The following is a 13685-nucleotide window of genomic DNA, read 5'->3' as shown; positions in this document are numbered from 1 at the left end:
GTGGGGGTGGGCAATGTCTAGGACCCGTCGTGTTGTGGCCGGGCTGGTTGCTTCTGTGCTGCTTCTAGCGGGCGTCTGCGGTGAGTACGGGCCGGAATGACTGCGTGACCGGTTGATGCGTACGAGCTACTGCGAGTCGAGAGGACAGGGAATGGAAACGCTGGGGACAGGGGCCCTGATCACCGCACCAGCACAGGCCGCTATGGAGGGGCATGGGCTGACTGGCGCGGTGCTGATCCTCGGATCGGATGCTGAGCTGTACCCACGCCCAGGAGGCGCGGGGGACGGGGTGCCCCGGGCGGTTGCCTACTCGGTGTACTGCCCTGCCACGGAGCGGTACAGCGTCGTCACGCTGGACGGGCGTTGGGTGATCCCTGGTAAGGAGGGGTACAAGTCACGCGGGCCCGTCACGGCCTACGTGCGCAAGAACGTGGCCGCGATCCGCCCTGAGGGGCTGGTGATCTTGGAACCGGTCCGGCACAACGGGCCCTTCAAGGCAACCCAGTTCGGGCGCCGTCAAGGCACGTGCCGCGGGACGCTTGGGTACAGCACAGGCAACCGGTACGGCTACGACTGCACGTGTGGTGCGACGGTGCAGTCGGACGCGGTACGGCGTCTGGGGTGGGTGATCGTCCGGGATGGTCGGGGCACGCACACCGTCAGCTACGCCCTTCACCGGTCGCATCAGCGGGAGTTCGGAACGGTGCCATCTGAGGTTCCGGAGACTGCAAACGTGGTGGTGGCTGATGGGCCCACTCCGGTGCAGCCGGAGGAATCCGCCCCGGAGACGACTCCGATGGAGAAGGCGGCGCCGGAGGCGGACGACTCCAAGACCACGGTGGGGCACGTGACGGTGCCCACCCCGGCTGACCATGCGGACCCGGTCACATTCAAGTGGCATGAGATCGGGGACCGTTGGTCTGTCACGGCGTCCTGGCGCGGCATGTCCTTCTGGGTCGCGCAGAGCAAGCGTGAGTGGCTCGTCCTCCGCCGCTTTGGCGACGTGCTTTGGGCAGACTACCGGGAGCCTCGGAAGTGGCCCAAGCGTGAGCAGGTACGGAACACGGACGGGCGACCGTTTTGGTCCCGCACCGAGACAGAGGCGGCCATGCTCGCGCACGTCCGCGAGCGTCAAGCCTTGGAGGCCGAGACACTGCGGCAGATTGCGGCGGCCGAGACTCAGAATCCGCCCGTGTGGGAGTCGACGCTCGACAAGGGCCCGCACAAGCCCCGGCGCATGTCGCCGGAGAAGGTGTTGGCCAAGTGGGGTGATCAGGTCACGTTCGAGGTAATCGAGGAGACTCCGGAGGAGCCGCAGACACCCGAACCTGCCCCGGCAGAAGCGCCGATGGTCCCGGGACAGGGCGCCACGACCGGTGAGTCGGCATCCCAACAAGGAAAGGCATCTCAGAAGGCCGTAGAGGAGCGGGAAGGGCCGTTGGCGCCGCTGGACACGGTGCGGCTGCCCAACGGCGTTCTTGGCCGCGTGATGAGCATCGAGGGTGAGACCGTCCAGGTCTCCGTCAGTAGTGCGGTCCCGCTTGATGCGATCACGTTTGCGGTGGCCGATCTTGAGCGGGTCGAGGAGATACCGCGCCTGTACGTGACCGACGACACGGTCTACGTCGACGGGGCCCGCTACAAGGTCGCCAAGCGGTTGAACACGGATCGGATTCTCGTTTTCGAAAGGGACGAGGACGACGAACAGCGGTCGTTCGCCATCGAGGAGGTCACGCTCGCAGCGGACATGCCGCGGGTGGAGCGTGAGGAACTCGCTACGGGGTGGTGGCGGGTCACCTGCGATGGGCGGGTTTTCCTCTCGGCGAATCTGCCTGATTCGCTCGCCCGGGGGCGACTGGCAACGCTGTGCGCTCTGATCGTTGACGAGTCGGGCGAAATGGTCGGCCGGTGCTTCGGGGCCCCCATCAACGACTCGCACATCTACTGGTACGCCGCCCACCCCGGTGTTCCGTCGCCCGGGATTACGTGGTGGCTGGACATGCAGGGTGAGGGGACGCCCCTGCCTCCCATGACGGAGGAAGAGCGGGCCTTCATGGCGGCCGGGCCCCAGGACAAGACCACCAAGACGCACAAGACGGCCGTGGCACCGGAGGGGAAGAAGAGCATGGCTGCGCCCAAGGTCGGGGACATCGTGTTTGCCGGGGAGCGGGGCCGTGAGCGGGCGGAGCTCCTGGGGCACGGCTACCGGATAGGCATGCTGGCAGGGACCTACGACGCTGTGCATGTCGCCTCGGGCGATCGGGTGTGCCAGTACGAGCGGTCCCGCCCGGCCATGAAGCGGGCGATCTTGGCGGACGCTATTGAGCGGGGCCAGCAGTCGCATGGTGCGGTGGTCCCGGTCGTCGTCTCGACCGCGCCGGTCAAGGCGACTCCGTCCGCGACGCCGAGTGCTGAGTACGGGTGGGAGCGGTACGGACAGCGGTTCGCCGTCGGCGACGTGGTCCGCTCGGGTCATCCCCGCGCAGATCTGCACGAGTTCAGCCGGTCCACGGGCGTCGTCGTGTCGGTGCGTGAGCGCGGCGACGGAGAACAGATGGCGGGCGTCTGCTGGGGCACGAACCCGGTCCACCATGAGCAGTGGTCAGGGCAGCTGGTTCCCGTGCCCGTGACGGTGGTGGAGCGGGATGAGGCGACGGCGCTTCCCGCGGCCGACCCGGTCCCGGATACGGGCGATGTGGTGGACGCGGAAATCGTCGACGAGGAGCAGCCCAAGGGTTCGGAGGCTGACGGCCCCCACGGGCGGCCCGAACTCCAGGAGCACGGGGATAACAAGCCCGCGTGCCCGGCACCGCGGGTCGGAGTGCCGGTGGAAGCCATGTCGCACGCTGTCCAGCAGCGGACAGCAGAGACAGAACAGTTGATCGCACGGGGCTGCGTGGTGACCGGAGCTAATGGCGGCGGTCGGTGCTATCTGTGCGGCCGGTGGCACAACTTTCTCGTAGAGGTCGAGCAGGACGGAGTGCCTTTCGCGGCCGACCGGTGGTGTCTGGGCAAGCACACAGATGCCCGCGAGCAGTGCGGCGGAGACGTTGCGGACACGGCTACGACGTATGTCGGCCGATCATGGTCGGAGATCCTCGATGCAGGTGAGGCGCTGCGTGCGGAGCAGGCCGCGTGGGAGCGGCTGGAGCGGCTGGCCTACGTGGCGTGGTGGACCGAGCGGTACGAGCCGAAGCCCTTGGACAGGCTGGGCTGTGGCTGGTCCACATACCGGCATGGGGAGCTCGATGGGTACGCGGTGGAGGTCACCACGGACCACGGGTTCACCTACCGGGTGGACACGCGGACGCCGCTAGAGCGGCCCTACGTGGTCACGCTGAAGGACACCGAAACCAAGGTCGCTGCGACGGCTGAGCGGGGCGAGGTGTGTGAGCTGATCCGTCAGGACTCCGAACGCCGGATGCTCGCGGAGGTCTCTGAGCACGTGGGCTCGCCCGCCGACACGGCAGAAATCCCGACGGGCGAGCCCACCCATGGCGACTCGGCCGATCCGGTGGTCGTGTTCATCGCGAGCCAGAACACCACCCCGCCTCGCATGCGGGTTCTGTGGAGAGTCACCCGCGCGGAGGCTATGGCGATCTGCTGCGACGACCGGTCGGCAGGCCGGAGCCACATGCTGTGCTGGACTGCCGATCCTGGCGTTGAGGGGCAGGACTGGGATTGGGTCACGGACAACGGCCGTTATGACGGGCTGCTCGCCGAGCTGGGGATCACGCCCGCCCGCACCTGGGAGCCGGAAGCGGTTGGGGTCGCCAAGCCCCCGGCCGTGCCGGTCTCTGGGGGCAGTCTGACGTGCCCGCCGGGGCTGTACGTTGTACCGCTGCCATCCACCCGCTACCGCGATTGGTGGGGCGTGGAGTGCGGGCGCTGTGGCGGTGGCATGCCGATGGGTCTGCCCGGCGAGTGGGACGACAAGGCCGACGCCATCCGGGCGGCGCTCGCACACTACGAGGACAAGCACCGTCCGGCCGATGACCTTTTGACCGGGGAGGAGGCTGCCCAGGCCGCCGCGCTCGCGTTCTCTGCCGCTCAACTGGACGTTCTGAGCTACGCAGGTCAGGGCTGGCTCGCCGAAAACGCAACGGGCTTCTACACCCCGGAACAGCGGGAATCCTGGAAGCCGAAGACGTTCGCCGCGAAGCGCGTGATCACCCTGTACCGGGCCGGATTCCTCAAGGTGCTCCGCCGCGGTGACGAGCTGCACCGACAGATCCGGCTTTCGGACCAGGGGGAAGCGGCCTATCGGTTGTGGGACCGGGCCCGGCGTCAGGACCTGGTCGAGGCCGCCCGGGAAGACAACACGTTCGGGGTGACCGCTGCACAGGTGCAGTCCTACCGGATGCTCAAGCAGGAGGCCGCCGAACAGGAGCATCGCGCCGACACGGAGAAAAACTCGGCCCCCGGCGCCGGCTCCAAGGCCGGGGATTCTTCCGCTGCCGACACGGACGATTCCGAGGACAACCAGGATGGCGAGGCCCTGCGCTACCACCAGGCTGAATGCGACGGACAGACGAGGTGGCTCTATGTCCAGGCCGAGGGCGTTGCCCGGATGCTGCGGTACTACCTGGCGTGTGACTGCGGTGGGGTGAAGCTGGGCAACTTCCATCGCTCGGCACCGGCCATGGACTCAGGCACTCAGCGCAAGCCGATGGGCATCGGAGACGCAAGTATCGCCAGCGCTGATGCTCTGGCCGACCGCAACGCATATGACCGCGTGGGGACGTTCGTGGTCGTGGACGAGGTGACGAAGAGGGCGCCTGTCGTGTGGCGTCACGCCAGGAAGGAAAGTTCGGTGGTCATCGACCCCAACAGTGCCGCGCAGAGGCGGGCCCTTGAACGGGACGGCGCCGACGCGGAAGAAATTTCGGCCCAGGTTCCAGCCGGCGGCGAGAGCCAGGATTTTCCGCCCGCCGACACAGATAGGAACTCCGGTGAGACGACGGTCCCGACCGGCCCGGCTGGTGGGGACTCGGAACCGTGCAGCGGGAACGATGGGCAGCTGGCTGACGACTCCGCTACCCGAATGCTGGAGCGGTTGGCCGCGCAGACGGCCACCGTGTGGACTTCCGGGGCGCCCTTCCCGGCCCCGGATGAGGAAAGGGCGCCCATGAGCGAGACGGTGTCCGTGCCGGTGGAGCAGCCCCGGTGTGACGCGCACATAGCGCGGGACGGCTCCCAGGTCGAGGCAACCGAGGACATGACCCTGGGGGAACGGGTCTGGCACCTGTGCCCGGAACACGTGGAGCGTTTCGCAGGGCTGCTGACGGGAATGTCGCAGACCCTGACACTCGGGGGCCGCGAGTGGAGTGTGTGGGGGGAGCACGCGGCGCAGTTCGCAACGCTCCTGGTGGGCGCGCTCGGAGAGCCCGGCGCCGCCGACACGGCAAATATTTCGGCCCAGGTTCCAGCCGGCGGTGAGGCAGAAAATTCTGCGCTTGCCGACACGACGGAAATCCCGGAACAGGCTGAGCAGACTCACGGCCAGGAGGACACCCCCGCGGGTAGGCAGGGTGAGACGGTGCAGCCGTCGGTGATGCTCACGGGCGAGGTGCCGGGCTACTCGTGGGAGGACGCCCAGGACGCCCTTCGAAACAGCGGCTACCGGGTGACCGGACGGGCTGACGACACCACCGTCCTGATCATCTGCGGTGAGGGCGCGGAGCGGAACGCCACCAAACTCCGCGACGCCCGGGAGCGCGGCCTCCCCTGCATGGATGCCCGTCCCCGGGGCCGGTTCAGGGACGCGGTGCGCATGGGGAAATTCACCGGCGGTGACCCGCTCCCCGAACCAGTCAAGGTGGACCGGATCGGCATGAGCGATAAGGAGCGCAACCAGGCCATCCGGGCATGGGCACGGAGGAACGGCTACAAGGTCCCGCCTCGGGGCCGACTGTCCGACCGGATCAAAGAGGCGTACGACCGCGCCCACGGGAACAACCCCAGGCAGCAGCACGCGCAAGCGGCCTGACACCAGGCGGGACGGGCGCATTGGAGCTGCGCCCGTCCCGGCTACCAACCCTACCCAACCCAAGGACGGGACACCGAACCATGCACGCCCCTGACATCCGCACCATGGCAACCGGCCGCCTGAGAGCGATCGTTGACTCCTTCGCCCCACACGTGGAATGGACCCCCATCGGGCTGCTGGGGAGCCTGCTGTGTGTGTTCTCCGCCATGCTCCCGGAGACCCGCGTACAGCGTGGCTCCGGCTCCATGCCCCTCATGCTCCACATCCTTCTGTGCGGCGGCACCGGAGAGGGCAAGGGACAGTGCTGGTCTGCTGCGGTCGACATCGCCCAGGACGCCAACGCGCAATACATGAAAAGCCACGTGATCAAAAGCGTTGTCGGCGGGGCCGGAGTCATCCAGCACGTTCACGACCGTGGCGGCCATGCCCTGATCGTGGACACCGAGTACGCCCGCGTCCTGCGGGCCGGTAGGACGTCCAGCAACCTCACCTATATTCTCCGAGACCTGTGGGACGGGGTCGCTGTGGCCAGCTCACGGGCCAAGGACCCCGTGGAGGTGGAGAACCCCCGAGTATCGATCATGGGACACGTCACTCCGGAGGAATTCCGGGAGAACATGAGCCGGACCGCCCGGCAAGGCGGGTCCTACAACCGACTGCTGTTCCTGCCCGTCGAACAAATACGGTGGCTGAGCGAGCGGCACCAGAGGCCGCCCCACCTGATCCCTGATGCCGGGGAAGCCATGGCCCAGGCCATCCGCTTCGCCCAGCGGACCAAACTGGTCACCCTCTCTGAAGGTGCCTACGACGCAGCCGACATCATCCGGCGTGATCTCGTCACCAAGGCCCGTGAGACACCGAACCTGAAAGCATTTTCGGCCCGCTGCAACGAACAAGCCCGCCGAGTTGCCGCCTTGTTCGCCCTCTTCGACCTACGTAGCGAGATCACCGCGGAGGACCTTGAAGCAGCGGCGGCACTCGTGCGGTACGCCATGGACTTCGTGGACGAGATCACGACTGATCTGGACGCCCCGAGGGCAATCAAGGAGCCGCGCAGCCTGTACGAAAAGGTCCGGGATCGCATCGAACTGCACGGCGGGAAAGCCACTTCCTCCCAGGTGCTCCCGTTCGTCGGAGCGACCGCCAGTGAAGTCAAGGCACTGCCCGGTGTCGTGGTCCGGTCGGAAAAAATGGGTAACGGTGGCCGCTCGGCCGTGGTATTCACCCTGGCTGACCCTGAGCCCGCGCCCGATTCGGCACCGGCCGCAGCACCAACGCCCGTACCTAGGACAACGGTAGAGGCGCCACAGGTGGCGGTGGTGGAGGGCCGGTCGGAGCTGCGAAGTAGTGCCCCGAAGCCCCGCCTCCGGGTCGTCACCCCGGTGCCAGAAAAGACAGCGGAGCGGCCGCCCGCCCTGGTACCTGCCCCGGTAGAAAATCCCTTCCTCGCCGCCCTCTGAGCTGGAAACAGAAAAGTGGCCCCGCACATATTGTGCGGGGCCACTCTCGTTACCCGTTAATGCTTAGTTCGTTAGTTCAGAGTGGAAGCGTTATTACTTCCAGAACTGATCCCGATTGTTCGAATTGCAGGGCAGTGTGCGAACTTGGTGCCCCTTGTAGACCGACAGGCATCGTCCCGTGGCGACGTTCTTAAGAACCCAACCGCCATTCCACTTCTCTTCAGACCAGAACTGGTATTTATTGTACCGAGACGCGGGAGTGCACGGGTTCAGGTAGACCCTTCCAGCGTCGCTACTGTCGAGACACAGCTTAGGGTCGGCGGCAAAATATTGAATCCAGTTGTTGCCGTGCTCCGGGTGCTTCTCGTCGTACCAGCGACCACCGCACCCTCCCATAAACGCAGCGCCCTCGCCGCCTGCGGTAACGCACTCGCCTGTTACCTTGCTCTGCCAGTCAACTGCGCCATCGGCTGCCGCCGGACCGGCAGCGGCAAAGCCGATTGAGGCGGTTGCCGCAGCAAGCGCGAAAAAACGGACCACGCTAGACTTACTCATTTTCCCCTCCGGATCCCCCTGGGGTTATTCCGTAAACCCCGCCGAGTGAATCGACTTATGTCAAAAGAGGCCCTGTGGGCGCAACTGCATTATTGGGGGAAGGTTTGTTCGTTCGGCAGATGCATCCCACCACCAGGCAGACAGTCACGTCAACGCTGCCCAGGTTGCCTCCTTTTTGGAGGGGCGGGAAACCGCCCCTGACCTGCTATTACGTATCCCGCTGTAGTGCCTTGGCGGTCTTGGCATTCTCTACGCGCTGGGTGACCTCGCCGACACCGAGCATGGCAGCCACCAGGGCGAGAATTGCCTCCTGCGGGATATCCGGCACATACATCGCAACGAGCGTGAGCGCTGCTGTGGCGACGCTGTACAGCCGGGCCGGATGATCCCGAATGAATCCCGCGAGCGGAAAAGTTTCTGCGGGTCCGCGGTGGGTTCCCATTAGGCCGCCTTCCCGAACTCGCGGGTCAGGCGGGCAAGCTGGAGCTTGCCCGGGAGGCCGTCAGCCTCCGAACCGCTGTCCCCGATCTTGATCTGGTACTTCCGCATGGACGCGGTGTCGGCACTCGTCCATACCGGGCCGGGGCCTTCCTCGTACGCCGAGCAACCAGCGGCCACGAGCATGCGCCCCAGGCGGGTGATGTGGTCGCCCTTCGCCCCGGGGCCATAAGGCAGGCCATCGATAGAAATCTGGCCGCTCGACGCCGGCTTGTCCGGTCGGGAATTTCCGCCGCTCGGGAGGTCATCCTCAGACGCCTCCTGGCCGAAGAAGGTCACGCCCTCCCGGCCCTTCCAGCCCGGATCGGCGCAGACGATGCCCTCCGGGTAGTCGGGGTATCCGTAGCCGTAAACATAGTTAGAGCGACGCTGATACGCCTTTGCGTACACGCCGTCTCCTTCGGCGCTGCCGCTCGTACTGGTGTTTCCGGACACCGTGTAAATGGTGTCACTGTCATAGCTGGTGACGATGCCGACATGGGTGCCGCCGTCCCCCGCCCCGAAATAGACCACAGCCCCCACAGCCGGGTACTCCGACCACCGACCCTGGTCCTCAAACCAGCTCACGCCTTCAAGGCAGCTCGCAGTGACCGGGGCGAGGTGACCGGCGTCGGCCTCCTGGAAAGCCCACGAGACAAAAACATGACACCAGGGCTCACTATCGTCGCTCACCCAGCCGAGGCCGGGCACCTGGTGCGCGTACTTCTCCTTGTTGTTCCAATGGCCGCCAGAGAAACCTTCCTGGTAGCCGACTTCGTCACGGGCAATATCTATGACGCTCTGCGCAACTGACATAACTTCTCCTTCGTTAGGGCATGAAAAAAGCCCGCACTGGCGGGCTTATGTGATGAGTAGTTTCGTTTGATGGAGCCCTCACGGACGCCACCTAGCGGCCGTTAAGCCTTTTCGTCGCGCTTCTTCAGTGCCGTTTCCCCGTTCTCCTCGACGAGTTGGTAGGCGTCGAAAGCGTCGGCGCCAAGCTCCCGCCCCCGCAGCTCCTCGGGTAGCGGAACCTTCGTCACGGTGACTCCTTCAGAACCCGACAGGCTGGCGCCGGCCTGAGCTTCCTTGTCCTGCGGCTCCCTGACGAGAACTAGACCACGCACGACACCGTCAGTGTCCGTGAAGACCGCGACAGATGAATACGGCGAGTCAGCAGAGCCCATGATTGCTCCTTAAACTCCGTGGAGCGTGAATTGTACCGAGACGTCGTTGGGGTTATACACATCTGCCCCGTACTCCCACTTCGGTTTCCCCGCGGACGTCACCCCTACCGCCCTGACACCCTGGTCCATCACGAACAAAGGCTTGAACCACTGATCCGTGGAGCCGATCGGGCGCGCCTGGATGGTGGTGTAGGTCCATTCACCAGGAAGACCGATCCAAATCCAAACGGGGAACCATTGCTTGGCTTTCACCCAAAAGGGCTGGGTAACATCCCATGACATGCGATCACCTCTGGGACAGACTGCGGAGGGGGCACCTCTCAGGCGTCCTTGGCGCATCGCCAAGAGTCCTTCTGATGCCTTCGGGTCTATCTGGCCCAACCCCCATTGTCCCACTGGGTGGGCAAAACTGCATGTGCAGCCGCGGAGTGATCAGGAGCCCTCAGGAGTCCGCGTGTGAGGAGTAATTTGCCGTGGGTCAAGGGCGGTGAGCAGACCGATCAGCCGGGCATTTTCGGCTTCAATGCGCTTCAGACGCTCCTTGATCTCGGCAAGGTCGTCCTGAAGGCGGTCGGCCCGCGCCTTCTGTGCTTCGGCCTCCGCTCGCCAGACCTCAGCGGTCTTGGCCTCCTTCGAGGCCCTGACAACGACAAAGCCACCGATCACGGTGGCCAAAATTCCGACGACCCCGAAAATGTTCAGGATGAGAGTGGATGTGGCTATGAGGTATCACCTATCGATTCGTCTGTCGGCTTGTCCCCGGCGCCACCAGGACGGCGGAGAAACGGTTGAGGTGCCCGCTCGTTCGTGACCCCGGAGAGATTTCCCAAGCCCCCGTCCCGGCCGGCGCGTTGGCCTTGAAAAACAACGCGCTGCCCTGTTCGACGTACACGAAACCCCGCAGGGAGCAGGTGACGAACGTGTTGGGGACGATGGTCGAGTTGTAGGAGCGCAGGAGCTCGGCCTCTCCCTCGGGAGTGCGGCTCATGGCCACAAAGCGGAGCGCGGGGCGCTTGCTCGCCTCCTTGGGCGAGAGGGCAGTGAGGTCAGCGGTGAGAAAATAGAAGCCACCGGCCGGCGCAGTGAATGACCATCGGTCGGTCAGCCAACCGCCCGCCTCCTCCACCGTGTCCCAGTGCAGGGGCACGTAGGCGCCGTCGTCCGGAATGGCCCCCACGGTGCTTACTCCGGCGCTGGAGACCCGAGGTGGGTTGGACAACACGCGGTGCGCGTCCCGCATCCGCGTGTTCATGAGGGAGGCGTTGGCGAGGTCGCGTGGCTTCCAGTCGGGAAAATCCATGTCAGCCCCCCATGCCGCTGGAGCCGGAGGCGAGGTTGACCGCGGCAACCAGGTTCCAGCGCTCATCAGAGATGTCTGCGCCGAACCCCCGCCAATTGAGGCCGCTCCCGGTGCCCAGAAACTCGACGCCGAGCGTCTCGCCCCGCCTCAGGAACAGAGTGTCCGTGGCGGTGATGGATGCCGGGTACCCGGATCGGGTGTTCTGCCGCTGATGCACCGCGACCACTGCACCGTTGCGGGCTAGGTTCATCTGATAGGAGCCGAAAGGGCCCTCGGGCCCGTCCCGCTCGACGGCCATACACAGAGCCACCAGGTAGACGCCGTCGGCGGGAACGGTCACCGTGCTGCCGTCCCGTGCCAGGGACCACCCTCCGGACTGCTCCATCCCTGACGCATTCCAGCGCACCCGCGTGGCCTGGCCGGACGCGGCGCTGTACGGCAGCGGAGTGCGCAGGACGACGCGCGGAGGGTTCAGGAGGGACCGCATCGGCTGGGTGATGCGGGTGTCCATGTGCTGTGAGGTGATCCGCTCCTGGTTGCTCCAGTCACCCGCCGGTACGAACGGTGTGGCCTCACCCGACAGTGCAGCTGCTCCGGGTGCTGCCATCCAGGCGCCGAGAACGGTTTCCCACTCGCCAGCCTGGATCGCATAGCTGCTGTTGGGGGTGCCCGATTCCAGGTACACCGCGGCGGCGATGGCGTCGCCGGCCGTCAGGTGCACCAGCGTGACGGTCGAGACGATCTCATAATCGCCGGGCTGCTGGGCGATCTCCCGGGCCATGGCCAGGCTGGTCAGCTGCCCGGAGGCGCTGCGGCGGTAGATGTTGAGAATGACGCCGTCACCACCAGGAGACTGCACACTGCCCGCCTTGACGGTGACACTGCCGTGAACGACATAGACGCCCGTGTCGGGCACCGTGAACCAAGTGCCGCCCTGCCCGGTGGTCGCCCACCGGATGAACAGCTGCTGTCCTCGGGTGACGGACTGGCCGGGCACGGCCCCGCGGCAGGAGAGGCGGGGAGGGTCGGAGCGGTAGCGGAGCGGATCTCGGATCTGTGCGTTGAGTTTGCGGGCCGTGACGATCTCTCGTGGGGCCCATGCCTCGATGACGGGTACTGCCAAATTTTCACTCCAGGTAGGTCGTAGTGCCGAGCACGGAGGCCCGCCCGTCGCCCAGAATCCAGGTGGGCCGGCCGTCACTGCGGCCGGGAATGGTGATGGTGGCAACAGCCGCGGTATCGACGGTCGTGTCCAGGCGCAGGGCCCCGGGGGAGACACCCGCCCCCGGGGTGTCGGCCGTCAGCAGGCTGATCTGCTGTGACCCGAAGGTGCCGAGCCGCTGGGCGCGGGGACGCACGCCGTCCGGCCAGGCTGCCCCGGTCAGGGAATCGGAGACGGTCAGGGCCGCGTACAGCGTGGTGTAGTCCTGCGACGCCCCGAGCGGCACGGCGCTTACGGCGTGGTGCTCGATGATCGAGGTGACGGGAGTCAGCGACACCGCTGAGGTGTCCCCGCCGCGGTAGGCGAGCGTCATCACGGCAGTGGAGGGGCTGCCCGTCACATCCCACACGGTCGAGGTGCCGCGGGAGGGCTCCCACGGCCAGACAGCGATGTGTAAACGGATCCCCGAGCGCAGGGTGTAGAGGGTGGGCAGGACCCCGGCCGGCGACAGCAGCCGCGGATTTCGTGTCTCCCCGCCCTGCTGGGCGCAGATCGACACCAGGAAATCGTTGGTGCGCACGTCCGGCGGGTTGGGCAGCTCGGCCAGGCCGCCGGTGAACAGCGCGGAGGTACTGGAGACGTAGGCGGGGAATTCCTGCGGTGGGCGTGCCTCACTGCGCCACTCGGCGCCGTCCCAGTACAGGGGCGGTGCTGAGCGCCACGTGGCGCCGTCGAACACCTGAGGCGTCTGGTCAATCCACTTCGTGCCGTCGTAGACCATGAGCTGATTAGCCATACCTCACCCACACATCCCCGGCCCGCGGTGCAGCGGGCGGTAGCGGGCCCGACCACAACCGGGCATTGCCCAAATTCGAGGCCGTGACGGTGCCGCTGCTGATGACGGAGCCGTCGCCCTTGACCTGGAAAACAGCGCCGTCGTTCGCCGCTGATGCCGGACCGGCACTGACGTTGATCACGGTCTGCCCGGCGTCGAACCCGGGGGCGCCGATGCACAGGGGCGCCCTCTTGCCGATGGTGTCGAGATACAGGGCGCCGGTGTTGCGCAGTCCGGTCCGACCGGTGCCGTCGGCGGTTCTCAGCCGCAGCACGTGACCGGTGGGGTCGTCGCTGACCACCGCGGAGAGCCAGGTATCCCCGACGGGGGACTGAATCTCTGTCCCGCGCGTCGGTAGGTACCCGGACAGGCGCTCGTCGGTGTAGGCCCTCGACTGGTGCGGATCGATGTCCGACAGGTGCTTTCTCAGCCGGTCTCCCACAGTCACAGAGACCAGGGCGATACGCCCCACACCGAAGTCAACCCACACCCGCTCGGCGTCATTGGGTGGACCGTAGAAGCCCGGGATGAACCCGCGTACGTCTGCCACGAGTTGGATGATGGGTGACCCGTCGGCGTCGGTCAGGTCAGTGATCTGCCGGGCCCCGTCCGAGGGGCCGTCCCAGAGCGTCCCGACAGCCCCGGGGACACGCCGGCCGTCGATGTCCTCGGCAACATCAGCGGTCGTACCGCCGAAAAGATTGCGTGCCATCCGACCCC

11 protein-coding genes are annotated in these 13685 nt (G+C 66.2%); 2 read left to right on the top strand and 9 right to left on the bottom strand.

The features are described 5' to 3' along the window. Positions 1-151 precede the first annotated feature (151 nt). Together ABZ951_RS04455 and ABZ951_RS04450 are read left to right on the top strand one after the other, a co-directional pair. Positions 152-5989, top strand: a complete 5838-nt coding sequence (locus tag ABZ951_RS04455; protein WP_361278914.1) for a histone-like nucleoid-structuring protein Lsr2 — start codon at positions 152-154, stop codon at positions 5987-5989. A gap of 80 nt (positions 5990-6069) precedes the next feature. Then, positions 6070-7449 carry a DUF3987 domain-containing protein gene (locus ABZ951_RS04450; protein WP_344088521.1) on the top strand — a complete coding sequence of 460 codons (1380 nt, stop codon included), beginning with the start codon at positions 6070-6072 and terminating at the stop codon, positions 7447-7449. A 93-nt stretch (positions 7450-7542) separates the two neighbouring features. On the opposite strand, the gene ABZ951_RS04445 is transcribed toward ABZ951_RS04450, so the two are convergent. The 9 genes from ABZ951_RS04445 to ABZ951_RS04405 form a co-directional block, all read right to left on the bottom strand. After that, on the bottom strand, positions 7543-8004 hold the full coding sequence (locus tag ABZ951_RS04445; RefSeq protein ID WP_344088518.1) for a ricin-type beta-trefoil lectin domain protein: 462 nt from the start codon (positions 8002-8004) through the stop codon (positions 7543-7545). 208 nt (positions 8005-8212) lie between these two features. After that, positions 8213-8446 carry a hypothetical protein gene (locus tag ABZ951_RS04440; RefSeq protein WP_344088515.1) on the bottom strand — a complete coding sequence of 78 codons (234 nt, stop codon included), beginning with the start codon at positions 8444-8446 and terminating at the stop codon, positions 8213-8215. Further along, entirely contained in the window at positions 8446-9297 is an 852-nt protein-coding gene (locus ABZ951_RS04435) for a peptidoglycan-binding protein (protein ID WP_344088512.1), read from the bottom strand. Before ABZ951_RS04435 ends, ABZ951_RS04440 begins: the two co-directional genes overlap by 1 nt. A gap of 101 nt (positions 9298-9398) precedes the next feature. Further along, positions 9399-9668, bottom strand: coding sequence for a hypothetical protein (locus ABZ951_RS04430; protein ID WP_344088509.1), 270 nt, complete (start codon positions 9666-9668; stop codon positions 9399-9401). 432 nt (positions 9669-10100) lie between these two features. Further along, complete coding sequence (locus ABZ951_RS04425) at positions 10101-10334, bottom strand: hypothetical protein (protein ID WP_344088673.1); 234 nt, start codon at positions 10332-10334, stop codon at positions 10101-10103. A 67-nt stretch (positions 10335-10401) separates the two neighbouring features. Beyond that, a complete protein-coding gene (locus tag ABZ951_RS04420; protein WP_344088506.1) occupies positions 10402-10968 on the bottom strand; it encodes a hypothetical protein in 567 nt (188 codons plus the stop codon). Position 10969: 1 nt separating this feature from the next. Further along, positions 10970-11965 carry a hypothetical protein gene (locus ABZ951_RS04415; protein WP_344088503.1) on the bottom strand — a complete coding sequence of 332 codons (996 nt, stop codon included), beginning with the start codon at positions 11963-11965 and terminating at the stop codon, positions 10970-10972. A 130-nt stretch (positions 11966-12095) separates the two neighbouring features. Next, positions 12096-12926, bottom strand: a complete 831-nt coding sequence (locus ABZ951_RS04410) for a hypothetical protein (RefSeq protein ID WP_344088500.1) — start codon at positions 12924-12926, stop codon at positions 12096-12098. After that, on the bottom strand, positions 12919-13677 hold the full coding sequence (locus ABZ951_RS04405; RefSeq protein WP_344088497.1) for a hypothetical protein: 759 nt from the start codon (positions 13675-13677) through the stop codon (positions 12919-12921). Before ABZ951_RS04405 ends, ABZ951_RS04410 begins: the two co-directional genes overlap by 8 nt. Between the last annotated feature and the right edge of the window lie 8 nt (positions 13678-13685).

Source organism: Streptomyces sp. NPDC046215 (assembly GCF_040646215.1).
In the GTDB taxonomy this organism is placed as follows: Bacteria; Actinomycetota; Actinomycetes; order Streptomycetales; family Streptomycetaceae; genus Streptomyces; species Streptomyces stramineus.
Note: the sequence above shows the minus strand (reverse complement) of the source record. Positions and strands in the feature narration are given on the sequence as shown.